This is a genomic window from Curtobacterium sp. ER1/6 (genome assembly GCF_001742745.1).
GTDB lineage: Bacteria > Actinomycetota > Actinomycetes > Actinomycetales > Microbacteriaceae > Curtobacterium > Curtobacterium citri.
The window spans coordinates 19,293-41,794 of record NZ_MJAK01000003.1; the positions used below are offsets into that span (position 1 = coordinate 19,293).

24 protein-coding genes are annotated in these 22,502 nt (G+C 71.5%); 20 read left to right on the forward strand and 4 right to left on the reverse strand.

Going from position 1 to position 22,502, the window contains the following annotated elements; all coding sequences use genetic code 11:
• The first annotated feature begins 21 nt into the window (after positions 1–21).
• The gene (locus Cus16_RS06325; protein ID WP_069711824.1) at positions 22–1,512 is read left to right on the forward strand and encodes an NlpC/P60 family protein; all 1,491 of its coding nucleotides are present in this window, start codon (positions 22–24) and stop codon (positions 1,510–1,512) included.
• Positions 1,513–1,599: 87 nt separating this feature from the next.
• Here Cus16_RS06325 and Cus16_RS06330 read toward each other — a convergent pair whose 3' ends face one another.
• Positions 1,600–2,091, reverse strand: a complete 492-nt coding sequence (locus tag Cus16_RS06330) for an inorganic diphosphatase (RefSeq protein WP_069711825.1) — start codon at positions 2,089–2,091, stop codon at positions 1,600–1,602.
• A 51-nt stretch (positions 2,092–2,142) separates the two neighbouring features.
• Here Cus16_RS06330 and tilS point away from each other — a divergent pair, with 51 nt between their 5' ends.
• The 15 genes from tilS (at position 2,143) to Cus16_RS06395 (ending at position 14,966) form a co-directional block, all read left to right on the forward strand.
• Entirely contained in the window at positions 2,143–3,165 is a 1,023-nt protein-coding gene (gene tilS, locus Cus16_RS06335) for a tRNA lysidine(34) synthetase TilS (protein ID WP_069711826.1), read from the forward strand.
• A 16-nt stretch (positions 3,166–3,181) separates the two neighbouring features.
• Positions 3,182–3,733: a hypoxanthine phosphoribosyltransferase gene (hpt, locus tag Cus16_RS06340; RefSeq protein ID WP_069711827.1), complete on the forward strand. Its 552-nt coding sequence runs from the start codon at positions 3,182–3,184 to the stop codon at positions 3,731–3,733.
• 123 nt (positions 3,734–3,856) lie between these two features.
• The gene (gene ftsH, locus Cus16_RS06345) at positions 3,857–5,845 is read left to right on the forward strand and encodes an ATP-dependent zinc metalloprotease FtsH (RefSeq protein WP_069711828.1); all 1,989 of its coding nucleotides are present in this window, start codon (positions 3,857–3,859) and stop codon (positions 5,843–5,845) included.
• 6 nt (positions 5,846–5,851) lie between these two features.
• Complete coding sequence (gene folP, locus Cus16_RS06350) at positions 5,852–6,727, forward strand: dihydropteroate synthase (RefSeq protein ID WP_083263771.1); 876 nt, start codon at positions 5,852–5,854, stop codon at positions 6,725–6,727.
• On the forward strand, positions 6,724–7,113 hold the full coding sequence (gene folB / locus Cus16_RS06355) for a dihydroneopterin aldolase (protein ID WP_069711829.1): 390 nt from the start codon (positions 6,724–6,726) through the stop codon (positions 7,111–7,113). The genes folP and folB overlap by 4 nt, the downstream gene beginning before the upstream one ends.
• Entirely contained in the window at positions 7,110–7,664 is a 555-nt protein-coding gene (gene folK, locus Cus16_RS06360) for a 2-amino-4-hydroxy-6-hydroxymethyldihydropteridine diphosphokinase (RefSeq protein ID WP_069711830.1), read from the forward strand. The genes folB and folK overlap by 4 nt, the downstream gene beginning before the upstream one ends.
• Positions 7,661–8,149 carry a DUF3180 domain-containing protein gene (locus tag Cus16_RS06365; protein WP_069711831.1) on the forward strand — a complete coding sequence of 163 codons (489 nt, stop codon included), beginning with the start codon at positions 7,661–7,663 and terminating at the stop codon, positions 8,147–8,149. Before folK ends, Cus16_RS06365 begins: the two co-directional genes overlap by 4 nt.
• A 22-nt stretch (positions 8,150–8,171) precedes the next feature.
• Positions 8,172–8,693, forward strand: a complete 522-nt coding sequence (locus Cus16_RS06370) for a PH domain-containing protein (RefSeq protein WP_069711832.1) — start codon at positions 8,172–8,174, stop codon at positions 8,691–8,693.
• 9 nt (positions 8,694–8,702) lie between these two features.
• Positions 8,703–10,466 (forward strand): PH domain-containing protein, encoded by a 1,764-nt coding sequence (locus tag Cus16_RS06375; RefSeq protein WP_069711833.1) that lies wholly within the window; start codon positions 8,703–8,705, stop codon positions 10,464–10,466.
• Entirely contained in the window at positions 10,463–11,155 is a 693-nt protein-coding gene (locus Cus16_RS06380) for a Rossmann-like and DUF2520 domain-containing protein (RefSeq protein WP_223246547.1), read from the forward strand. The genes Cus16_RS06375 and Cus16_RS06380 overlap by 4 nt, the downstream gene beginning before the upstream one ends.
• Before the next feature lie 208 nt (positions 11,156–11,363).
• Positions 11,364–12,899: a lysine--tRNA ligase gene (lysS, locus tag Cus16_RS06385; protein ID WP_069711835.1), complete on the forward strand. Its 1,536-nt coding sequence runs from the start codon at positions 11,364–11,366 to the stop codon at positions 12,897–12,899.
• A gap of 40 nt (positions 12,900–12,939) precedes the next feature.
• Positions 12,940–13,143 (forward strand): hypothetical protein, encoded by a 204-nt coding sequence (locus Cus16_RS06390; RefSeq protein ID WP_069711836.1) that lies wholly within the window; start codon positions 12,940–12,942, stop codon positions 13,141–13,143.
• A gap of 66 nt (positions 13,144–13,209) precedes the next feature.
• Entirely contained in the window at positions 13,210–13,350 is a 141-nt protein-coding gene (locus Cus16_RS16600) for a hypothetical protein (RefSeq protein ID WP_189319544.1), read from the forward strand.
• Between the two features lie 63 nt (positions 13,351–13,413).
• Positions 13,414–13,545 carry a hypothetical protein gene (locus Cus16_RS17000; protein WP_259346175.1) on the forward strand — a complete coding sequence of 44 codons (132 nt, stop codon included), beginning with the start codon at positions 13,414–13,416 and terminating at the stop codon, positions 13,543–13,545.
• 347 nt (positions 13,546–13,892) lie between these two features.
• Positions 13,893–14,966, forward strand: coding sequence for a sigma-70 family RNA polymerase sigma factor (locus tag Cus16_RS06395; RefSeq protein WP_069711837.1), 1,074 nt, complete (start codon positions 13,893–13,895; stop codon positions 14,964–14,966).
• A gap of 164 nt (positions 14,967–15,130) precedes the next feature.
• On the opposite strand, the gene Cus16_RS06400 is transcribed toward Cus16_RS06395, so the two are convergent.
• Positions 15,131–16,063 (reverse strand): NAD(+)/NADH kinase, encoded by a 933-nt coding sequence (locus tag Cus16_RS06400; protein ID WP_069711838.1) that lies wholly within the window; start codon positions 16,061–16,063, stop codon positions 15,131–15,133.
• A gap of 87 nt (positions 16,064–16,150) precedes the next feature.
• Here Cus16_RS06400 and Cus16_RS06405 point away from each other — a divergent pair, with 87 nt between their 5' ends.
• Both Cus16_RS06405 and Cus16_RS06410 read left to right on the forward strand, forming a co-directional pair.
• Positions 16,151–16,477, forward strand: a complete 327-nt coding sequence (locus tag Cus16_RS06405) for a hypothetical protein (RefSeq protein ID WP_141718849.1) — start codon at positions 16,151–16,153, stop codon at positions 16,475–16,477.
• A gap of 125 nt (positions 16,478–16,602) precedes the next feature.
• Positions 16,603–19,119, forward strand: a complete 2,517-nt coding sequence (locus tag Cus16_RS06410; RefSeq protein ID WP_069711840.1) for an ATP-dependent Clp protease ATP-binding subunit — start codon at positions 16,603–16,605, stop codon at positions 19,117–19,119.
• Positions 19,120–19,367: 248 nt separating this feature from the next.
• Here the strand turns inward: Cus16_RS06410 and Cus16_RS06415 are convergent, their stop codons facing one another.
• Together Cus16_RS06415 and Cus16_RS06420 are read right to left on the reverse strand one after the other, a co-directional pair.
• On the reverse strand, positions 19,368–20,174 hold the full coding sequence (locus Cus16_RS06415) for a hypothetical protein (protein ID WP_069711841.1): 807 nt from the start codon (positions 20,172–20,174) through the stop codon (positions 19,368–19,370).
• A gap of 111 nt (positions 20,175–20,285) precedes the next feature.
• Complete coding sequence (locus tag Cus16_RS06420; protein WP_069711842.1) at positions 20,286–20,738, reverse strand: SRPBCC family protein; 453 nt, start codon at positions 20,736–20,738, stop codon at positions 20,286–20,288.
• A 161-nt stretch (positions 20,739–20,899) separates the two neighbouring features.
• On the opposite strand from Cus16_RS06420, the gene Cus16_RS06425 reads away from it, so the two are divergent.
• Both Cus16_RS06425 and Cus16_RS06430 read left to right on the forward strand, forming a co-directional pair.
• Positions 20,900–21,442, forward strand: a complete 543-nt coding sequence (locus tag Cus16_RS06425; protein ID WP_069712045.1) for an amino-acid N-acetyltransferase — start codon at positions 20,900–20,902, stop codon at positions 21,440–21,442.
• Positions 21,443–21,506: 64 nt separating this feature from the next.
• On the forward strand, positions 21,507–22,205 hold the full coding sequence (locus Cus16_RS06430) for a hypothetical protein (protein ID WP_069712046.1): 699 nt from the start codon (positions 21,507–21,509) through the stop codon (positions 22,203–22,205).
• Positions 22,206–22,502 lie beyond the last annotated feature (297 nt).

Consider the following 22,502-nt stretch of genomic DNA (forward strand, 5'->3'; position numbering starts at 1 on the left):
TCGAGAGGCCCTGAGCACGACATGAAGCCCTCCCCCCGTCACCGCACCGCGTGCACCGCGGTCGTCGCCGTCCTCGGCATCGGTCTGTCGGTCGTGCTCGCCGGTCCCGCGCAGGCCGCGCCGTCGGCCCCGAGCTGGGACGACGTGCGCGAGGCCAAGGCGGACACCGCCCAGGCCCAGCAGACGGCCGACGAGCTGAGCGCCCGACTGCAGACCCTGCAGGACGCCGCGGACTCGGCGCAGGTGGCGGAGCTCCAGGCGGGCCAGGACTACGCGATGGCGGCGTCCGAGCAGCAGGACGCGAAGGACACCCTCGACGACCTGACCGCGCAGGCGAAGCGCGCCGGTGCACGAGCGGACGAGTCGGCGGCGCAGGTCGCGGGGCTCGTCGTCGAGCTCTCGCGCACGGGTGGTGGGGACCTCTCGACCTCGATGCTCGTCGACGCGTCGGACGCGAAGGACCTGCTCTACCGCGTCGGCACGGTCTCGCACCTGTCCGAGCGCTCGGCCCGGGTCCTCGCCCAGGCGCAGGCCGACCAGAACACGGTCGAGTCGATCGCCGCGCAGCAGCAGGCCGCGACCACCGCCCTGGCCGAGGCGACGCGGAAGTCGGAACGCGCGCTGGACGAGGCGAACGCCCTGGCGGCTGCGGCGAGCGGCCGGGTCGAGCAGCAGCAGGCCAAGCAGTCCGAGGTGCTCGAGCAGCTCGCGTTCCTCAAGGGCACGAGCGTCGCCACCGAGACGGCGTACTGGGACGCGCAGCAGGCCGCCCGCGCCGAGCAGCAGCTCGCCGCCCGGGCCGGCGGGGGCAGCACGAGCAACGGCAACAGCAACGGCAACGCGGACGGTGGCGGCGCCACGACGACCGCGCCGAGCGCCGGCGGGCAGCCGAGTGGTGGCGGCACGAGCACCGGGACCGACCCGTCGTCGCCGAGCGTCCCGTCGCGACCGGCCACGAGCACGCCGACCACGAGCACGCCGACCTCGAAGCCGTCGAGCCCGAGCGCTCCGGCACCCGCGCCCGCCCCTGCTCCGGCTCCCGCGCCCGCTCCGAAGCCCGCCCCCGCTCCGAAGCCGGCGCCCGCTCCCGCTCCAGCCCCCGCTCCCGCACCGAGTGCGAGCAAGGCCGCCGGCGCCATCGCCTACGCCCGCGCGCAGATCGGCGACGCCTACGTCTTCGGGGGCGCCGGCCCGAACCAGTGGGACTGCTCGGGACTGGTGATGATGGCCTACAACTCCCAGGGCATCGCCACGGGCGGCCACAACGTCGTCTGGCAGTACAACCACTTCGCGTCGATCGGCCGCCTGGTCCCGCTGTCGCAGCGGCAGGCCGGCGACATCCTCTTCTACTCGACCAACGGTTCGGTCAGCGGGGCGTACCACGACTCGATCTACACCGGTGGCGGGATGATGGTCGAGGCCGCGAACCCCACGCGCGGTGTGCTCGAGCGGGCGATCTGGACCCCGAGCCAGCTCCTGCCCTACGTGGCCCGTCCGAGCGGCTCGATGTAGCCGGGCCACGGACACCGAGAGCACCGACACGAAGAACGGCGCCCGCCCTCCGACCGGAGAGCGGGCGCCGTTCGCGTGCGCGGTGCGTCAGTGACCGGCGGGCACGTACGCGGCCTGGCCGGCCTGCACGATCGCCTCGGCCTCGGCGGCGTCGCCCCAGCCCTCGGCCTTGACCCACTTGTTCGGCTCGAGGTCCTTGTAGCGCTCGAAGAAGTGCGCGATCTCGGCCTTCGTCTGGTCGTCGACGTCCGAGATGTCCTGGACGTGCTGCCAGCGCGGGTCCTTCGCGGGGACCACGAGGACCTTCGCGTCGTTGCCGGCCTCGTCGCTCATCTTGAAGACGCCGACCGGACGGACCTTGACGCCCACACCCGGGAAGGTCGGGTACTCGAGCAGCAGCAGCGCGTCCACGGGGTCGCCGTCGTCGGCCAGGGTCTTCTCGAAGAACCCGTAGTCGGTCGGGTAGACGAACGAGGTGAACAGCACGCGGTCGAGGTACACGCGACCGGTCTCGTGGTCGACCTCGTACTTGTTGCGGCTGCCCTTGGGGATCTCGACGACGACGTCGTACGCGGTCATGGTGCGCTCCTGGTCTCATGTGCGGGAAGAAAGCGCGGCTAACGTTACCGGGTGATCTCTCCGCGTCCCCGGTTGGACCCCGCCGTCGCAGCGACCCGCCTCGCGGTGCGGACGCTGCTCGCGCAGGCGCTGACCGACGGGGTCGTCCGGTCGGGCGACCTCGTGACGGTAGCGCTGAGCGGCGGACCGGACTCGCTCGCGCTCGCCGCCGCCACCGCGTTCGAGGCGCCGAAGCAGGACCTGCGTGCCGGCGCGGTCGTGGTCGACCACGCGCTCCAGGCGGGCAGCGAGGCGGTGGCGACCCGCGCCTCCCGGCAGGCCGCGGCACTGGGGCTCGACCCGGTGACGGTCCGGCGGGTGGCGGTCGGCCCGGACGGCGGTCCGGAGGGCGCCGCACGGGAGGCACGGCACGCCGCCGTCACGGACGTCGCGTCCGCCACCGGGTCACCGCTCGTGCTGTTCGGGCACACCCTGGACGACCAGGCCGAGACGGTGCTGCTGGGCCTGCTGCGCGGCAGCGGACCGGACGCACTGTCCGGCATGCCACCGCTGGCGCGGCGGACCGCGGGTCCGGCCTACGGCCGCCCGCTGCTCGGGCTCCGTCGGCACGTGACCCGTCAGGCGTGCGCCGCCGCGGGACTCGTGCCGTGGGACGACCCGCAGAACGACGACCACGCCTACGCCCGCGTGCGGGTCCGGAGCAGCCTGCTGCCGACGCTCGAGCGCGAACTCGGTCCCGGCGTGCCCGAGGCCCTCGCGCGCACGGCCGAGCAGCTCCGCGAGGACGCCGCCGCCCTCGACCACTTCGCCGAGGAGATGGCCGAGGACCTCGCCGAGCACTCCGAGGCCGGCATCTCGCTGTCCGTGCCCGAGCTCATCGCGAACCCGCCGGCCCTGCGGCAACGGCTCGTCCGGCTCGCGGTCGAGAGCGAGTTCGGCGTGACGCTCTCCCGGGTGCAGACGCTCGAGGTGTGCCGGCTCGTGACCGACTGGAGCGGGCAGGGACCGATCGACCTGCCGGGCGTCCGGGCGACGCGGGAGGGCGAGCGGGTGGCCTTCACCGCCGCGTCCTGACCGTTACCCTGGACCGGTGGAACTCTCCGACGTCCAGGCAGACCTGTCCGAAGTGCTCTTCACCCCCGAGCAGATCGACGCGAAGCTCGCCGAGCTCGCCGCGGTGGTCGACCGCGACTACGCGGGCAAGGACCCGCTGCTCGTCGGTGTGCTGAAGGGCGCCGTCATGGTGATGGCGGACTTCTCGCGGCACCTCAAGATGCAGGCGCGGATGGACTGGATGGCGGTGTCGTCGTACGGCTCCGGCACGAAGTCGTCCGGTGTCGTGCGGATCCTCAAGGACCTCGACACCGACCTGCACGGCCGCGACGTCATCATCGTCGAGGACATCATCGACTCCGGCCTGACGCTGTCGTGGCTCAAGCAGAACCTGGCGTCCCGCGGTGCCGCGAGCGTCGAGATCGTCGCGCTGCTCCGCAAGCCGGAGGCCGCGAAGGTCGAGGTCGACGTGAAGTACGCCGGCTTCGAGATCCCGGACGCGTTCGTGGTCGGCTACGGCCTCGACTACGACGAGCGCTACCGGAACCTGCGCGGCATCGGCGTCCTCGCACCGCACGTGTACTCCTGACGGGGGGGCGGGCGTGCAGTTCGCCCGCAGAGGACACCCATTCTCGCCACAGAGTGACGGCCGTATGCTGACCACCACGCAACTCCGGCAGAGAAAGGTGTCGGGCCATCGCGCCCGGATCACATGAACTTCAAGCGCATCTTCCGCGGCCCGTACCTCTACGTGCTCATCGCGCTGGTCGGCATCTTCATCGGCTGGAGCGTCATCGCGCAGTCCGGCACGCAGCAGATCGACACCCAGAAGGGTCTCGAGCAGCTCGCCGACGGCAAGGTCTCGTCCGTGGTCGTGAACTCGACCGAGCAGCGCGTCGACCTCACCCTCAAGGACGGCAACGCGAAGGAGCAGTTCTACTACTCCACGCCGCGTGGTGAAGAGGTCATCAGCGCGGTCAACGACGCGAACCTCCCCGACGGCTACAACGACACCGTGCAGCAGGGCAACTGGTTCCTGTCCCTGCTCGGCATCATCCTGCCGTTCCTCATCATCGGCGCCCTGTTCTGGTTCCTCCTGTCGAGCGCCCAGGGCGGCGGCTCGAAGGTGATGCAGTTCGGCAAGTCGCGCGCGAAGATGAACAACAAGGAGAACCCGCAGGTCACCTTCGCCGACGTCGCCGGTTCCGACGAGGCCATCGAGGAGCTCCACGAGATCAAGGAGTTCCTGCAGGAGCCGGCCAAGTTCCAGGCCGTCGGCGCGAAGATCCCGAAGGGCGTGCTGCTGTACGGCCCTCCCGGCACCGGCAAGACCCTGCTCGCCCGCGCCGTCGCGGGTGAGGCGGGCGTGCCGTTCTACTCGATCTCCGGTTCGGACTTCGTCGAGATGTTCGTCGGTGTCGGTGCGAGCCGCGTCCGCGACCTGTTCGACCAGGCCAAGCAGAACGCCCCCGCCATCGTCTTCATCGACGAGATCGACGCCGTCGGCCGTCACCGCGGCGCCGGCATCGGCGGCGGCAACGACGAGCGCGAGCAGACGCTCAACCAGCTGCTCGTCGAGATGGACGGCTTCGACGGCAAGACGAACGTCATCCTCATCGCCGCGACGAACCGTCCCGACGTGCTCGACCCCGCGCTCCTCCGCCCGGGCCGCTTCGACCGCCAGATCGGCGTGGACGCGCCGAGCCTGCAGGGCCGCAAGCAGATCCTCGAGGTGCACGCGAAGGGCAAGCCGCTCGCCGCGAGCGTCGACCTCGAGCTCCTCGCCCGCAAGACGCCGGGCTTCACCGGCGCCGACCTGGCGAACGTCCTCAACGAGGCCGCCCTGCTGACCGCGCGCTCGAACGCGCAGCTCATCGACAACCGTGCCCTCGACGAGGCGGTCGACCGCGTGATGGCCGGCCCGCAGCGCCGCACGCGGATCATGTCCGACCAGGAGAAGCTCATCACCGCCTACCACGAGGGCGGCCACGCCCTGGCGGCAGCGGCGATGCGGCACACCGACCCGGTCACGAAGATCACGATCCTGCCGCGCGGCCGTGCCCTCGGCTACACGATGGTGCTCCCGCTCGAGGACAAGTACTCGGTGACCCGCAACGAGCTGCTCGACCAGCTGACCTACGCCATGGGCGGTCGCGTGGCCGAGGAGATCGTCTTCCACGACCCGACCACGGGTGCGTCGAACGACATCGAGAAGGCCACCTCGACCGCGCGCAAGATGGTCACCGAGTACGGCATGAGCCGTGCCGTCGGTTCCGTCAAGCTCGGATCCGGTTCGAGCGAGCCGTTCGTCGGTCGCGACATGAGCGGTGGCAGTGGCCGCGACTACTCGGAGAACATCGCCGAGACCGTCGACGCCGAGACCCGCGCCCTGCTCGAGGCCGCGCACGACGAGGCCTACGAGGTGCTCAACGCGAACCGCGACATCCTCGACCGTCTGGCCGGGGAGCTCCTCGACAAGGAGACGCTGGACGCGCCGGAGCTCGTCGAGATCTTCAAGGACGTCCGCAAGCTGCCCGAGCGCCCGCAGTGGCTCTCGAGCGACAAGCGGCCGGTCTCGAACCTGCCGGCGATCGAGTTCCCGGGCAAGGCCGCCTCGACCGCGGCGGAGCAGGGCGACCCCGAGTCGTCGTCGAAGCCCCGTCGTCGTCCGTTCGGCAACCCGGGTATCGCCCCCGCCTAGCCCGGCATGACCGACCTGCCGACGAGGCGCGCGCGCCGGCTCGCCGAGGTGCGCCGCGCCGCCCACCCCGCACAGTCGGGCACGCGTGTCATGGGCATCCTCAACGTCACGCCCGACTCGTTCAGCGACGGCGGCCTCCACCTCGCGGTGGACGCCGCCGTCGCCCACGCCCGTGACCTCGTGGCGAACGGCGCCGACCTGGTCGACGTCGGCGGTGAGTCCACCCGGCCCGGCGCCGAGCGGGTCCCGCCGACGGTGGAGCAGGAGCGCGTGCTGCCCGTCGTCCGGCAGCTCGTCTCCGAGGGCATCGCGGTGAGCGTCGACACGATGAACGCCTCCACGGCGGAGCTGTCCGTGGCGGCCGGTGCGGTCGTGGTGAACGACGTCTCCGGCGGGCTGGCCGACCCCGACATGGTCCGCGTCGTCCGCGACACGGGCACGGGCTTCGTCGTGATGCACTGGCGCGGGCACAGCGACCGTATGTATCGGAACGCCGAGTACACGCACGCGGTCGAGGAGGTCCGGCGCGAGGTGGAGTTCCGGGTCGCGGAGCTCATCGTCCTCGGGGTGCGCGAGGAGCAGGTCGTCATCGACCCGGGCCTCGGCTTCGCCAAGCGGGGTGCGCAGAACTGGGAGATCCTGGCCGGCTACGAGCGGTTCGCGTCGATCGGGCTGCCGGTCCTCGTCGCGGCGTCGCGCAAGCGCTTCCTCGACGGCGTCGGCAGCCCCGCGGGAGCGCCGCCCGCCGACCGGGACCTCGCCACCGCTGCGATCAGCCTGCTCGCCGCAGAGCGCGGCGCGTGGGGGGTCCGCGTGCACGACCCGGCACCGACCCGTGCCGTGCTCGACGTCTGGGATGCCTGGAGGGCAGCACGAACATGAGGGACACCATCCGACTCACCGGGATCCGCGCACGCGGACACCACGGCGTCTTCGACCACGAGCGGCAGGACGGCCAGGACTTCGTCGTCGACGTCGCCGTCGAGGTCGACGCCCGCGCGGCCTCGGGCAGCGACGACCTCGACGACACGGTGCACTACGGGGTGCTCGCCGAGCAGGTCGTCGCCGAGATCGAACGCGACCCGGTCGACCTCATCGAGACCGTCGCCGAGCGCATCGCCGCCGCGGTCCTGACGCACCGCGCGGCACTGGCGACCGAGGTCACCGTGCACAAGCCGCAGGCGCCGATCACCGTGCCGTTCACGGACGTGTCGATCACGATCCGGCGCAGTCGTGGCGCCGCCTCGGTGTCCGAGGAGGAAGAGTGACCCGCGCCGTCATCGCCCTCGGCGCCAACCTCGGCGACCGGGGCAGCACCCTGCGGTCGGCCGCGCGCGCGATCGCCGCGGTGCCGGGCATCCGACCGGTGGCCTCGAGCCGCGAGGTCGAGTCCGTCGCCCTGACGCTGGACGGGCTCGACACGACGAAGCCGCGGTACCGGAACGCCGTCGTCGTGGTCGACACCGACCTGACGCCCGACGCGTTGCTCGACGCCCTGCACGGCATCGAGGACGACCACGGGCGCACCCGCGAGGTCCGGTGGGGCGACCGCACGCTCGACCTCGACGTCGTGGCCATCGACGACATCCGGATCGACACGGCGACCCTGACCGTGCCCCACCCGCGCGCGGGGGAGCGGGCGTTCGTGCTCGCCCCGTGGCTCGACGCCGACCCGGACGCCGAGCTGCCCGGTGCCGGGCCCGTCGCCGACCTGCTCGCCGCACTCGGCGACGACACGGAGCGCATCGACGAACCGCGCCTCTTCGACGGCCAGGGGAGCGGGCAGGGCACCGAGCAGGGGCCGGAGCACACGCGGTGAAGCCGACCCGCGCCTCCACCCTCGTCAGCGTCGCCGTCGTGGCCGCCGTCGCCGGGTTCGCCCTCGACGCCGTGCTCGCGTCGCGCCAGTCGCCGACCCTCCTGCTCTCGACGCCGCTCGGCGTGACCCTCGCCCTGATCGGTGTCGCCGTCGTCGCGATGGCCCGGCCCGTCCGCCGGCACGCCCGTGACGGTGCGACCCGCCAGCACGCCGTCGACCCGCTGTACGCCACCCGCGTGGTCGTGCTCGCGAAGGCCTCGAGCATCGCGGGCGCGCTCTTCGGTGCCTTCGCCGCCGGACTGCTCGTGTACCTCCTGACCCGCTCGGCCCTGCCGCCGCTAGGCTCGGTCCTGCCGAACGCCGTCGCGGTCGGGGGCGGTCTCGTGCTCGTGGTGTGCGCGCTCGTCGCCGAGCGCATGTGCATGGCGCCGCCACCGGGCGACGACGATGACGACCTGCCGAGGGGCGGGACGGCGGCGAACTGACCGACGACCGCAGGAGGCCGCGATGCCGCTCGAACGACTCGACGAGGCGGGGCTCGGCCTGACCGGTACCGAGTGGACGCGTGTCTCGACGAAGCTCGTCTGGACCGAACTCGTCAGCACCGTGGTGGTCGGGATCGTCGTCACCGCCGGCTGCGTGCTCTTCGCGGTGCTGTTCGACGGCTTCGGCGGTCCGGCCGGCACGGTCTGGACCCTGGTCGCGATCGCGGTGGCCCTCGTCGCCCTGGTCACCGCCGTCCTCACGCCCCGCCGCGTGCGCGCGATCGGGTACGCCCTGCGGGACGACGACCTCGTGCTCCGCCGCGGCCTGATGTGGCAGCGCTTCACCGCCGTGCCGTACGGGCGCATGCAGCTCGTCGACGTGAACCGCGGGCCGCTCGACCGGATCCTCGGGCTCAGCGAGCTGAAGTTCGTGACCGCCGCCGCGTCGACCAACGTCCGCATCCCGGGCATCCCCGCCGCGGACGCCGACGAGCTGCGCGACCGACTCGTCGAGCTCGCCGAGTCCCGCCGCGCCGGGCTCTAGGGAGCGACGATGACCTTCCGACCCGGACCGCCCCCACCCGCGCCACCACGACGGGGCGACGCGGCCGCCGCCGCACCCCTGACCGACGGCGAGTGGCACCGTCTGCACCCCCTGACGCCCCTGCTCAAGGGCGGCATCTTCCTGATCGTCGTCCTCGGCTACGTCCTGAACAACCTCCGCGACCAGGTGCTCGAGTTCTTCGTGCCGGGCGACGGGCCGCAGGACGACGGCGACCCCGTCCGCTACGTGTGGGAGCACGGGGCCGTCGGCTGGGTGGTGCTCGCGATCGTGGTGCTGCTCGTCGTGCTGATCGGGCTCTTCTACGTGTCCTGGCGGATGCACGAGTTCCGCGTGACCGGCGACGTCGTCGAGGTCCGGTCCGGCGTGCTGTTCCGGAACCACCGGAAGGCGCGGCTCGACCGGATCCAGGGCATCAACATCTCGCGACCCGTCGTCCCGCGGATCTTCGGCACCGCGAAGCTCGAGATCGCGCAGGCCGGCAACGACGCGAACGTGCAGCTCGCCTACCTCGGCGCCCGCGCGGCGGACGACCTGCGGTCGCGCATCCTCGTCCTGGCCTCGGGCGCGCAGGACGACGAGCAGACCGCGGTCCGGGGCTCGAACGGCGTGCTGCAGGACCGCGTCGACGAGCTCTTCTCGCCGGAGCTCGACCCCGGCGCCGTCCGGGCCACCCGGGTCGTGAAGGTCCACCCGGGCCGGCTCATCGCCTCGATGCTGCTCTCGTTCACGACCGTGTTCTTCGTCGTGGTCGTCGCGGCGATCGTCGTCAGCATCGCGGTCACCGGTGAGTACGGCATCCTGTTCGCCCTGTTCCCCGTGGTGATCGGCGCCGGCGGCTACACCGTCCGCAAGTTCTCGCGCTCGCTGCAGTACACGATCGCCGAGACCCGCGACGGCATCCGCATCGGCTTCGGCCTCGTGTCGACCTCGAACGAGACGCTGCCGCCCGGTCGCATCCACGCCGTGAGCGTCGCGCAGCCGCTGCTGTGGCGGCCGTTCGGGTGGTGGGACGTCCGCATCAACCGCGCGACGAACGCCGGCAACGGGGCGTCGACGAACCAGCAGGCGTCGTCGATCGTGCTGCCCGTCGGACGGGCCGAGGACGTCCGGCAGGTCCTCGACATCATCCTCCCCGGACTGGTCGGTGCCGCGGTCGTCGGCCCCACCGCCTCCCGCGAGGCACTCCGCGAGGGATCGTCCGAGGCGGTCGGCGTGGTCGACGACAGCCTCACCACGACCGGGGACCGCGGCGGCTTCGTGCACTCGCCCCGACGCGGTGCCTGGCTCCGGCCGTTCTCCTCCCGCCGCAACGGGTACCGGTTCGTCCAGGGCGCGGTCCTCCTGCGCCTCGGCGCCGTGTGGCGGTCGCTCGTGATCGTCCCGCTGCCGCGCGTGCAGAGCGTGAAGGTCGAGCAGGGGCCGCTCGAGCGCGTCCTCCGGCTCGCCTCGGCGCACGTCCACACGGTCGCCGGACCGGTGTCACCCCGCATCGGCGCGCTCGACGCGGGCGACGCGCAGCGCCTCTGGTCCGAGACGGCGCACCGCGCCGTCGAGGCTGCCGCCGCCGACACCTCCCACCGGTGGCGCGAACGGGAGGCCCGGCCCGGTCCCGCCACGCGCGCTCCGCACCCGCAGTGGGCGGCGACCACGGCCCCCGACGCCCCCACGGGCACGTCGCGCGCCGACGGAGGGACCCGCCCCGCGCCTCCCGGCCGGTGGACCGACGTCCCGCCACCCGGGGCCGCACGGTGAGGGCCGGGCGACTCGGTGTCGGCATCGTCGGCGCCGGACGGGTCGGACCGGTCCTCGGTGCGGCACTGGCGAACGCGGAGCACGCCATCGTCGGGGTGACCGCCGTCTCCGACGCGGGACGCGACCGCGCCGAGGCCATGCTGCCCGGCGCGCCGGTCCTCGCGACACCGGAGCTCGTGGAGCGCAGCGAGCTCGTGCTGCTCGCGGTGCCGGACGACCAGCTCGCCTCGCTCGTGCAGGGCCTGGCCGACGCGGGGATCTGGCAGCCGGGACAGCTCGTCGTGCACACGAGCCCCGACCACGGCGTCGAGGTCCTGCGCCCAGCGATGTCCGCCGGCGCCATCCCGCTCGCGATCCACCCCGCGATGGCCTTCACCGGCACGAGCGTCGACCTCGTCCGACTCCGTGACGCGTACTGCGCCGTGACCGCTCCCGCGCCCGTGCTCCCCATCGCCCAGGCGCTCGTGGTCGAGATGGGCGCCGAGCCGTTCGTCGTCTCCGAGCAGGACCGCCCCGCGTACGCCGACGCCGTGCGCGCCGCGGTGTCGTTCTCGACCGCGATCGTCGACCAGTCCGCGGGCACGCTCTCCGGGATCGGCGTGGAGCACCCCGGCCGGGTCCTCGGCACCCTCGTCCGCTCGGCGGTCGACAACGCCCTCGCCGCGGCCGACGGCCAGGCGACGCTGTAGCGCACCCGCGGCATGCGGGGTCCGTCTGAGGCGGTGCCCCGCGGGCGCTCCAATGGTATGACCATTGGAGCGTCCACGGGCTCGTAGCTCCGGCCGGATCGGTTGCGTGGTCCGGCCCGATCCGGTCGCGTGCTGCCGGTCGACCGGACCGTGTCCGACCGGCCGGTACCATCGGTGCATCCCCACGACCCATCGGAGCCGCACCAGCATGACCGACGAGACCGCACCCGCCACCGAGCCCTCGGGCGACGGCCCCTCCGCCGAGGAGCTCGCCGCCGCCGAGACCAGCGAGCAGCGACAGGTGCGGCTCGACAAGCGGGCGAAGCTGCTCGTCGCGGGCATCGAGGCGTACCCGGCCGAACTGCCGATCACCACGACGATCCCGGCGGTCCGCGAGCAGTACGCGCACCTCGAGACGGGCGAGGAGACCCAGGACGTCGTCGGTGTCGCCGGCCGCATCGTGTTCTCCCGCAACACCGGCAAGCTCTGCTTCGCGTCGCTGCAGTCCGGTGACGGCTCCCGCATCCAGGCGATGGTCTCCCTGGCGGAGGTGGGCGAGGAGTCGCTCGCCCGCTGGAAGGAGTACGTCGACCTGGGCGACCACGTGTTCGTGCACGGTCGCGTCATCTCCTCGCGTCGCGGCGAGCTGAGCATCATGGTCGACGAGTGGCAGATCGCGGCGAAGGCGATTCTGCCGCTGCCCAACCTGCACAACGAGCTGAACGAGGAGACCCGGGTCCGCCAGCGGTACCTCGACCTCATCGTCCGCGACCAGGCCCGCGAGACCGTCCGCGCCCGCGCCGCCGTCATGGCGTCGCTCCGGCAGACGTTCACCGGGCACGAGTACCTCGAGGTCGAGACCCCGATGCTGCAGACGCAGCACGGTGGCGCCTCGGCGCGTCCGTTCGTCACGCACTCGAACGCCTTCGACACCGAGCTGTACCTGCGCATCGCGCCGGAGCTGTTCCTCAAGCGGGCCGTCGTCGGCGGCATCGACCGCGTGTTCGAGATCAACCGCAACTTCCGCAACGAGGGTGCCGACTCGTCGCACTCGCCCGAGTTCGCGATGGTCGAGGCCTACCAGGCGTACGGCAACTACGAGCAGATGGCGGAACTCACGCAGGAGCTCGTGCAGAACGCCACGAAGGCGGTGACCGGCGGGTCGCTCGTCGTCACGCTGCCGGACGGCACCGAGTACGACCTCGGTGGCGACTGGGCCCGCATGGACATGTACGAGTCCCTGTCCGAGGCGTCCGGCCACGAGGTCACCCCGGAGACCCCGCTGTCCGAACTGGTGGCGCTCGCCGAGGCCGAGGGCGTCGAGGTCGCGCACGCCACGCACGGCAAGTACGTCGAGGAGCTCTGGGAGCACTTCAACTCGGACAAGCTGCACGCCCCGACGTTCGTGATGAACTTCCCGGTCGACACCTCGCCGCTCACCCGGCAGCACCGCACCCGCCCGGGCGTCGTCGAGAAGTGGGACCTGTACGTGCGCGGCTTCGAGCTCGCGACCGCGTACTCCGAGCTCGTCGACCCCGTCGTGCAGCGCGAGCGCTTCGTCGAGCAGGCGAAGCTCGCCGCGGGCGGTGACCCCGAGGCGATGCGCGTCGACGAGGAGTTCCTGCGGGCCCTCGAGCACGCCATGCCGCCGTCGGGCGGCATGGGCATGGGCGTCGACCGACTGCTCATGGCGATCACCGGCCTCGGGATCCGCGAGACGATCCTGTTCCCGCTGGTCAAGTAGCGCCGTCGTCCGGCACAGCGGAGCGAGGTACGATGCTCCGGTGCCAGATGGAGTCGTGACCGGGATCATCTTCGCCGTGACGCCGACCGTCGTCGTCGGCCTGATCTTCTGGTTCGTCATGCGCGCGATCATGCGAGCGGACCGCACCGAGCGGTCCGCCTACGCCAAGGTCGAGGCCGAGGAGCGCGCACGCTTCGAGCGTGAGCACGGTCGCCCGGCCCCCGCACCGACCTCCGCGGAGTAGCGCCGCACCTCCCGGGGCGCTCGTCGCGTCACCCGCCGTTCACCGGCGGGTGGTCGACTCGTCCGTGTGGACGCAGCGCGGACGGATGCACAGTCGACCGAACCGGCGGACCTCGACCCCGAGGACGCCTTCGGTCACTCCGTGCTGCCCGATCCCGCGAGCGATGCCGTCTGGTCGGACGGCGACGACGACGACATCGACGTCTGAGCGACCGCGACCGGTCACCGGCCGTTCACCGAGTCGTCGCCCTCCGGGGTGAGCATCGTCCGCATGTCCAGCACGCACGCCTTCACCGGCCGCAGCCTCGTCGGCGACTTCGAGAGCGAGTACGACGAGTTCGACCGCGACGCCGACCTCCAGACCGCCGAGCGACGGGACGGGTGGCTCGAACCCTCCTGGTGACGCCGACCGCCGCTCGGTCTTCGGGGTACGGAGTCCGGATCGCATCGATCCGGAACGCCGTACCCCGTTTTCGTGTCCGCTCCGCGCAGCGGTTCGGGGTACACCCTCTGCGCGACCGATGAAACACCGCTGTAACACCGGAGATCCGGCCCGATCGCCTTGTGCGCGGGGCTGCAGCGGGGGCATGCTGTCGTCGGGCCTGTACCCCACGGGGGACAGTTCGGGAGGTGAAGCACGGCGTTCCCTGGGAATCGATCCGATCGGTTTGTGGGGTACACCTTGCGACCGCTTTACTCATGACCACCCCCCACCGAGGCCATCACCGTCGAACCGCAGGGAGAGTCACCATGACGACCGCGACCGCAGCACCGAAGACGACGACCACCGCCACCACCGCGCGCCGCAGCAAGAAGGCAGCAGCCGCGAAGACCGCCGTCGCCGCGGTGGAGACCACCACGCTCGAGGCCGTCGAGGTCGAGGCCGACGAGCAGCTCGCGGGTGTCCGCGGCGCCTCGGTCGACCAGGTCGGCGACTACCTCCGCCACATCGGCCGCCTCTCGCTCCTCACCGCCGAGGAAGAGGCCGACATCGCCCGCCGCATCGAGGTCGGGCTGTTCGCCGAGGAGAAGCTCAACACCGAGGCCGGCATCGACAAGAAGCTGCAGCGCGAGCTGCGCTGGCTCGTCCGCGACGGTGAGCGCGCCAAGGAGCGCATGATCACCTCGAACCTCCGCCTCGTCGTCAGCATCGCGAAGCGCTACTCGCAGCGCGGCCTCCCCTTCATGGACGTCATCCAGGAGGGCAACCTCGGTCTCGTCCGCGCCGTCGAGAAGTTCGACTTCACGCAGGGCTACAAGTTCTCGACCTACGCCACCTGGTGGATCCGCCAGGCGATCTCGCGTGGTCTCGCCGACAAGGCGCGCACCATCCGCATCCCGGTCCACACCGTGGAGCTCATCAACAAGATCTCGCGCACCGAGCGCGACCTGACCGTGGACCTCGGCCGTGCGCCGATGCCCGACGAGGTCGCAGCCGAGCTCAGCATGAGCACCGAGGAGCTCCTGGACCTCAAGGGCCGCTCGCACGAGCCGGTGTCGATCCACACCGTGGTCGGCGACTCCGACGACAGCGAGCTCGGTGACTTCATCGAGGACGAGGACGCCGCGAGCCCGAACGAGCTCACCGAGACGACGCTCCTGCACCGCGACATCCGCTCCATCGTCGCCGAGCTGCCGAGCGACGAGGCCAACGTCATCCGCATGCGCTACGGCCTGGACGACGACAAGCCGATGACGCTCGACGAGATCTCGAAGATCGTCCACACGACCCGTCAGGCGGTCAGCCGTGTCGAGTCGCGTGCGAAGCTGCGCCTGTTCGCGAAGGCCGTGAGCCAGGACATGCAGCTGTACCTGACCGACTGAGGTCAGCAGGCTTCGGCCGACGCGAGCGCGTCGGCTGGGGGAACCGGGTCGTCCTGTGGGAAGGCTGCCCGGTGGGGTGATGGGACGGCCCGTCCAGGCACTGCCTGGACGGGCCACTCGTCTGTCCGGGGTGGAGCTGCACGGAGCTTGCCCGGCGGTCTCCGCTAGTCCTCGAGCTCGCGGCCGAGCTTCTGGCGCAGGTCGTGCGGGATGAGCTCGATGAGCTGGTCCGGCCGCACCGGCAGGTCGAGCAGGCTGAGCTTCACCCGGCCGGTGCGTCCGTGCCGCTCGGCGTCGAGCCGCACCACGCTCCCGGCGTCCTTCCGCAGTCGGACGTCGATCTGCGCGCCGGTCGCCACCTCGCCCACGACGAGCCCGTCGACCTCGAGCGCTGCGCTCCGCGTGCCCTCGGCGATGTCGAACCGGTAGCGCTCGCGGGCCGCGAGGACCACGGACCGGTCGATGCCCGCCATCGGTGCGACCGGCGTGACGACGGAGCCGGACAGCGCGGGGGAGAGCACCGGTCCGCCCGCGGCGTAGTTGTACGCGGTGGAGCCGGCGGGCGTCGCGGCGACGATGGCGTCCGCACGGTAGTAGCCGTAGCCGAGCCCGCCGACGCTGAGGTCGGCGGACACCTGCCCGGCACCGGGTCGTCGCACCACGGTCAGGTCGTTGAAGGCCAGGTAGTCGGTGCGGGCGCCGCTCCAGGACAGCCGGGCCTCGAGTGCGTGGTGCGGTTCGAGCTGGTAGTCGCCGGCGGACAGCCGGTCGAGCGCGTGCTCGAGCTCGGGCGGCTCGATCTCGACGAGGAAGCCGACGTTGCCGTAGTTCACGCCGAGCACCGGGACCGGACGCTTGGCGACGAGCCGCATGGCGCCGAGCATCGTGCCGTCGCCGCCGAGCGCGACGACCAGGTCGACCTGGTCGGTGAAGTCGTCGTCGCCGATGACGTCGACGCCCCCGCCGATGCGCTGCGCGTCGGCCCGACGGGCGACGAGCTGGCCGCGTCCGGAGGCGTTCCACCGCTGCAGGGTCGCGATCGACTCCTGCACGTTCTTGGTGGGGTGGACGACGAGGCCGACGACGGGCTGCTCCATGGCCGCAGCGTACCCGCCCACTCCACCGACTCCCTCTGGGCAACTGATATCTCCCTCCTCGTCGCGGGCGTCACGCTGTGCACCGGCATGCCGCGTCTCCGAGCCGTCCTGGTCGCGCACGGCGTGACGGTCGCGGCGGTCCGGCACGGGATCGGTCCGTGCGGCGGGGCCGGTGCCACGGTGCCGCACGAAGACGACCGCATCGCGTGCACGCCCGCGGTGGTCCGCGTACTGGCCCGGGCAGCGCAACTCGCCGACCCGCTCGAGCGGGTGCGCCCGCACCACGTGCTGCTCGCGCTCTGCGACGGTGTCGACGATCCGTCCTGGGGAGCAGCGCACGACGTGCTGGAGCGCATCGGGGTCGAACCCCGCCGCTTCCGACGGGCCCTCGGGCGCGCAGCTCGACGTCCGTGACCGACCGCTGCCCGCCTGGCGAAGAGAGGTCACGCCCACGGCGAACAGGGGCAGCCCTGCGGGGGTCCGCTGGTTAGTCTCGATGTACGTCACCGAGCTCCCACGAGCCCGGCAAGGGAGAGCACATGTTCGAGAGATTCACCGACCGAGCCCGTCGTGTTGTCGTCCTCGCTCAAGAAGAAGCGAAGATGCTCAACCACAACTACATCGGCACCGAGCACATCCTCCTCGGCCTCATCCACGAGGGCGAGGGCGTCGCCGCCAAGGCGCTGGAGTCGCTCGGCATCTCGCTCGATGCCGTCCGCGAGCAGGTCCAGGACATCATCGGGCAGGGCCAGCAGCAGCCGACCGGGCACATCCCGTTCACGCCGCGCGCCAAGAAGGTGCTCGAGCTGTCCCTGCGCGAGGCGCTGCAGCTCGGTCACAACTACATCGGGACCGAGCACATCCTGCTCGGACTCATCCGCGAGGGCGAGGGCGTCGCCGCCCAGGTCCTCGTGAAGCTCGGCGCGGACCTCAACCGCGTCCGCCAGCAGGTCATCCAGCTCCTGTCCGGCTACCAGGGCAAGGAAGCGGTCGCCGTCGGCGGCGAGCAGCAGCAGAACGCCCAGCAGGGTTCGCAGGTCCTCGACCAGTTCGGTCGGAACCTCACCCAGGCCGCGCGCGACGGCAAGCTCGACCCGGTCATCGGGCGCGAGAAGGAGATGGAGCGGGTCATGCAGATCCTCTCCCGCCGCTCCAAGAACAACCCCGTCCTGATCGGTGAGCCGGGCGTCGGCAAGACCGCGGTCGTCGAGGGCCTCGCCCAGGCGATCGTCAAGGGCGACGTCCCGGAGACGCTGAAGGACAAGCAGCTCTACTCGCTCGACCTCGGGTCGCTCATCGCCGGGTCCCGCTACCGCGGTGACTTCGAGGAGCGCCTCAAGAAGGTCACGAAGGAGATCCGCACCCGCGGCGACATCATCGTCTTCATCGACGAGATCCACACGCTGGTCGGTGCCGGTGCTGCCGAGGGCGCGATCGACGCCGCGTCGATCCTCAAGCCGCTCCTCGCCCGCGGTGAGCTGCAGACGGTCGGTGCGACCACGCTCGACGAGTACCGCAAGCACTTCGAGAAGGACGCAGCACTCGAGCGTCGCTTCCAGCCGGTGCAGGTCAACGAGCCGTCGCTGCCGCACGCGATCAACATCCTCAAGGGCCTCCGCGACAAGTACGAGGCGTTCCACAAGGTGTCCATCACCGACGGCGCGATCGTCGCCGCGGCGAACCTGGCGGACCGCTACGTGCAGGACCGCTTCCTGCCGGACAAGGCGATCGACCTGATCGACGAGGCCGGCGCACGCCTCCGCCTGTCGATCCTGTCGGCGCCGCCGGAGCTCCGCGAGTTCGACGAGAAGATCTCGACGGTCCGCGGGCAGAAGGAAGCCGCCATCGAGGAGCAGGACTTCGAGAAGGCCGCGAGCCTGCGCGACGAGGAGAAGAAGCTCCTCGGCGAGCGGCTCCGCCTCGAGAAGCAGTGGCGTGCGGGTGACGTCGCCGCGTCCGGCACCGTCGACGAGGGCATCATCGCCGAGGTCCTGGCTCAGGCCACGGGCATCCCGGTGTTCAAGCTCACCGAGGAGGAGACCTCGCGTCTCGTCTTCATGGAGAAGGCCCTGCACGAGCGCGTCATCGGTCAGGAGGAAGCCATCTCGGCCCTCTCGAAGACCATCCGCCGCACCCGCGCCGGCCTGAAGGACCCGAACCGCCCCTCGGGCTCGTTCATCTTCGCCGGCCCCACGGGCGTCGGCAAGACCGAGCTCGCCAAGGCACTCGCCGAGTTCCTGTTCGACGACGAGGGCGCGCTGATCTCCCTCGACATGTCGGAGTTCGGCGAGAAGCACACCGTCTCGCGACTCTTCGGTGCCCCTCCCGGTTTCGTCGGGTTCGAGGAGGGCGGCCAGCTCACCGAGAAGGTGCGCCGCAAGCCGTTCTCCGTGGTCCTGTTCGACGAGATCGAGAAGGCTCACCCGGACATCTTCAACTCGCTGCTGCAGGTCCTCGAAGAGGGTCGCCTGACCGATGGTCAGGGCCGCGTGGTCGACTTCAAGAACACCGTCATCATCATGACCACGAACCTCGGTTCGCAGGGCATCGCCGGTGGCCCGGTGGGCTTCCAGGTCGAGGGTGACTCGGCCGTCGGCTACGACCGCATGCGCTCGAAGGTGAACGAGGAGCTCAAGAAGCACTTCAAGCCGGAGTTCCTGAACCGCGTCGACGACACGATCGTGTTCCCGCAGCTCTCGCAGTCCGAGCTGCTGCAGATCGTGGACCTGTTCGTCAAGCGCCTGGCGGACCGCCTGCTCGACCGCGACATGACGGTGGAGCTCACGCTCCCCGCCAAGGAGCAGCTCATCAAGGTCGGCTTCGACCCGGCACTCGGTGCCCGACCGCTGCGCCGCGCGATGCAGCACGAGGTCGAGGACCAGCTGTCCGAGCACATCCTGCAGGGTGAGCTCAACGCCGGCGACCACGTGAAGGTCGACTTCGCCGAGGGCAAGTTCCAGTTCGAGACCGGGCGTCAGCCGGGTCGCGAAGAGGTCCTCGCCGGGGCGGCCGCGGTCGAGTCCGCGGAGACCCCGCAGGGCGAGATCGAGTCCTAGGACTCCACCAGCCGACGGACGGGAGGCGCGGTGCCAGCTGGCACCGCGTCTCCCGTCGTTGCCGCGTCATTCCGCTCGGCGCGTGTTCGCGGCGGCGCGCGGACGTGGCCCTCGACCGGGGGTATCGTTGGCGGAGCGAGGGGTTCCCCCCAACGCCTCGCACCCGATGTCCGACCGGTTCCCCCCAACGGGTCGGAGGTCAGTGGCCCCGGTCTCCCCCGACCGGGGCCACTTCCGTTCCCGCGGCCTCAGTCCAGCGCAGTCGCGAAGTCGCGGACGGCCGTCTCCCAGCGCTCCGGGTCCTCGTTCCACTCGAGCGTGTGGTGGGCCTCGTCGAAGGCGACCGTCGTGGCCCCGCGGGCACGCTGCGCGGCGACGTCGTCCGCGGCGACCAGCGGATCGGCTGCGGAGTGCAGGAGCAGCGTCGGCGTGCCCTCGTCCTGCCACTGTGTGACGGTGAGCGGGTACGGCACCCCCGCCAGGCGGCTCAGCCCGGGTGTGGTGGCGATGCGGCCGGCGACGACGCCGACGGCCGCCGGGAACCGTGCCGCGGTCACGGCGCCGCGCAGGGCCGACCGGACGTCGAGCAGCGGTGCCACCCCGACGATCCCGTCGACGGGCGTGCGCGCGGCCGCGGCCGACGCGGCGAGGGCACCGGCGGACCAGCCCTGCAGCACGACCCGCTCGGCGCCGCGGGCACGGGCGGCGTGCGCGGCGGCGGCGATGCGGTCGACGGCGACCGGGTCGAGGGAGCGCAGCGGCAGGTCGGTCGTGTCGACCACCTGGTTCGCGGCGCCGAGCGCACGCCACACCCGCATGCCGCGGAGGACCTGCTGCGGGCCGATCGACTGCCCGTGCACGTGGACGACGTGCACGCGGGCGACTCCGTCCGGCTCGGTGCCGGGGACGTCCTGCTCGCGGGTCCAGACCAGCTCCGACTCTGCGGGCGTGAAGGGGGCGGGGTGGAGGAGCCGGCGAGCGGCAGCGGCCCCGAGGGCCACGCTCCCGGCGGTGGCGATCGCGGTCCCGGTGAGGGCGGTGCGGAGCAGCTGCATGGCCCTACTCTGCCAGCGCGGGGTTCGCGTCAGCGGGGTGACCACGAACGGACGGGAGGCGCGGTGCCAGCTGGCACTGCGCCTCCCGTCCGTCAGTCGCTACTGGACGTCCTAGGCCTGGACGTCACCGCGCCAGCCGGAGTCGGTCGGGGCGTTCTCGACGCGCTCCTTGTAGTTGTGCAGGTCCTTCTTGACGGCGTGGCCGCCGACGCCCACGGCCGAGCCGAGCTTCTCGAGGAGGCCGGTCGGCTCCCAGTCGATCTGCGCGGTGACGCGGGTCTCGTTGTCGGACAGCTTGTGGAAGGTGACCACGCCCGCGTGCTCGACGTCGCCGTCCTTGACGGTCCACGCGACGCGCTCGTCCGGGTGCTGCTCGGTGATGACGGCGCGGAAGTCGCGCTCCTGGCCGGCGACCTTGACGGTCCAGTCGGTCGTCTTGTCGTCGACCTGGACGATCTTCTCGACCTCGTCGAGGAAGGTGGGGAACTCCTCGAACCGGGTCCACTGGTCGTAGGCCTGGCGGACGGGGACGTTGACGTCGACGGTCTCGATGATCTGGGGCATGCTCGCTCCTTCGTTCGTCGTGCTGTTCGGGTTCGAGGTGAACGGTAGGCCGGTGCTGCTGGGCACGGTCCAGGGCGGTGTCCCCCTGCCCGGTGCTCGTCGGGCTGCCCTGTGTTCGTCGGGCTACGCTGTGCTCGTCGGGCTGGCCTATGCTCGACGGGATGAGTGGCAGCGGGACACCAACGTTCGACGAGCGCGACGAGCACGGCATCCGGGTGCGGCCGGCGCTGGCCTCCGACGTGCCGCACATCCAGCGGCTCATCGCCCCGTACGTCGACCGGCGCATCCTGCTCGGCAAGGAGAACGTCGCGCTCTACGGCTCGATCCAGCAGTTCCGGATCGCCGAAGGACCGGACGGCGTGCCGATCGGCTGCGGCGCCCTCGCCGTCTTCTGGGACGACATCGCCGAGGTCCGCACGCTCGCACTCGACGCGGACTGGATCCACAAGCGGGTCGGGCACCGGCTGCTCGAGGCCCTCGAGCACGACGCCCGCGAGCTCGCGGTCGCCCGGATCTTCTGCCTGACGTTCGAGGTCGACTTCTTCGCGAAGCACGGGTACCTGGAGATCGGCGAGCAGGTCGTCGCACCCGACGTGTACGCCGAGCTGGTCCGCTCGTCGGACGAGGGGGTCGCGGAGTTCCTCGACCTCGCCCGGGTCAAGCCGAACACCCTCGGCAACACCCGCATGCTGAAGATCCTCTGACGCTTTCGGGTGTGCTCCGGCGTCGCGCCGCGGGCGGGCGTCCGGTTCGCCCTACCCTGTGCGCATGTCGTCGTTCCGCCGCCCCGTCGGACCCGAGTCGTCCCGTGTCTACTGGCGTCGTCGGGCGCTCGTCCTCGGGGTGCTGCTGCTCATCGTCGTCGTGGTCGTCCTGATCGTCGTCGGGCGGGGGAGCGGGGCGTCGTCGGCATCGGCTCCGGGGGCGTCGGCCTCCGCGGGGGAGTCGTCCGGAGCGGCTTCCGGTACCGGGGCGGGTTCATCGCAGACCCCGTCGTCCTCGCCGTCTACGGCACCGTCGTCGAGCGCGGGGGCGCCGTCCGCCTCCGCCGCTCCAGGAGATGCGGCCGCCTGCTCCGACGACCAGATCGAGCTCACCCCGGTGCTCGACAAGACCGCCTACGGGCCCACCGAGGACCCGCAGATCGCGATGTCGATCAAGAACACCGGCTCCGACGCCTGCCACATGGACCTCGGTTCGGCGCAGCAGGTGCTCACCATCAGCTCCGGTACGGAGCAGTACTGGTCGTCGAAGGACTGCCAGACCGGGGGCACCAACCAGGACGTGACGATCAAGGCGGGCCAGGAGCTCACGACGCCGGCGATCGAGTGGGACCGCACGCGGTCGTCGACGACGACGTGCGACTCGTCGCGGCCGTCGGTCACCGGTGGGGGTGCCAGCTACCACCTGCAGGTCGGGGTGGGGGACCTGGAGTCGAAGGAGTCGGCGCAGTTCATCCTGAACTGACGGACCGGCCCGGGCCACTCGTGCGCCGGTGGTGTGGGTCGGCGATGTCGTCGATCCCCCGGAACTGACTGCCGGACCCGACGTCGTTCCACTCCGCGAGGCTGCCCGGAGTCGTGTCCCGGTGCAACCCGCCGTGGCCGAGCGACCGGCTGCAGGAGAACCGCCACCACACCGAGGTGCAGCGGGCGTCCTGCGTCATGGCAGCAGGGTATCCAGAACGCGCGAGCGTCTCCGGCCCGAGCGCGGTTCCGGGCTAGTGCCGGTGATCGTCGACGGTCTCGGGGTCGAGGCCGGTCA

Bases quoted from the DNA above. Each gene is read 5' to 3' on its own strand.
- Cus16_RS06325 (WP_069711824.1), top strand. From the start codon at position 22: ATGAAGCCCTCCCCCCGTCACCGCACCGCGTGCACCGCGGTCGTCGCC.
- lysS (WP_069711835.1), top strand. From the start codon at position 11,364: ATGACCGACGAGACCGCACCCGCCACCGAGCCCTCGGGCGACGGCCCC.
- Cus16_RS06370 (WP_069711832.1), top strand. From the start codon at position 8,172: ATGCCGCTCGAACGACTCGACGAGGCGGGGCTCGGCCTGACCGGTACC.
- Cus16_RS06415 (WP_069711841.1), bottom strand. From the start codon at position 20,174: ATGCAGCTGCTCCGCACCGCCCTCACCGGGACCGCGATCGCCACCGCC.
- Cus16_RS06420 (WP_069711842.1), bottom strand. From the start codon at position 20,738: ATGCCCCAGATCATCGAGACCGTCGACGTCAACGTCCCCGTCCGCCAG.
- folB (WP_069711829.1), top strand. From the start codon at position 6,724: ATGAGGGACACCATCCGACTCACCGGGATCCGCGCACGCGGACACCAC.
- Cus16_RS06405 (WP_141718849.1), top strand. From the start codon at position 16,151: ATGCCGCGTCTCCGAGCCGTCCTGGTCGCGCACGGCGTGACGGTCGCG.
- ftsH (WP_069711828.1), top strand. From the start codon at position 3,857: ATGAACTTCAAGCGCATCTTCCGCGGCCCGTACCTCTACGTGCTCATC.
- Cus16_RS06430 (WP_069712046.1), top strand. From the start codon at position 21,507: ATGTCGTCGTTCCGCCGCCCCGTCGGACCCGAGTCGTCCCGTGTCTAC.
- Cus16_RS06425 (WP_069712045.1), top strand. From the start codon at position 20,900: ATGAGTGGCAGCGGGACACCAACGTTCGACGAGCGCGACGAGCACGGC.
- Cus16_RS06330 (WP_069711825.1), bottom strand. From the start codon at position 2,091: ATGACCGCGTACGACGTCGTCGTCGAGATCCCCAAGGGCAGCCGCAAC.
- Cus16_RS17000 (WP_259346175.1), top strand. From the start codon at position 13,414: ATGTCCAGCACGCACGCCTTCACCGGCCGCAGCCTCGTCGGCGACTTC.
- Cus16_RS06395 (WP_069711837.1), top strand. From the start codon at position 13,893: ATGACGACCGCGACCGCAGCACCGAAGACGACGACCACCGCCACCACC.
- Cus16_RS06375 (WP_069711833.1), top strand. From the start codon at position 8,703: ATGACCTTCCGACCCGGACCGCCCCCACCCGCGCCACCACGACGGGGC.
- Cus16_RS06410 (WP_069711840.1), top strand. From the start codon at position 16,603: ATGTTCGAGAGATTCACCGACCGAGCCCGTCGTGTTGTCGTCCTCGCT.
- folP (WP_083263771.1), top strand. From the start codon at position 5,852: ATGACCGACCTGCCGACGAGGCGCGCGCGCCGGCTCGCCGAGGTGCGC.
- Cus16_RS06400 (WP_069711838.1), bottom strand. From the start codon at position 16,063: ATGGAGCAGCCCGTCGTCGGCCTCGTCGTCCACCCCACCAAGAACGTG.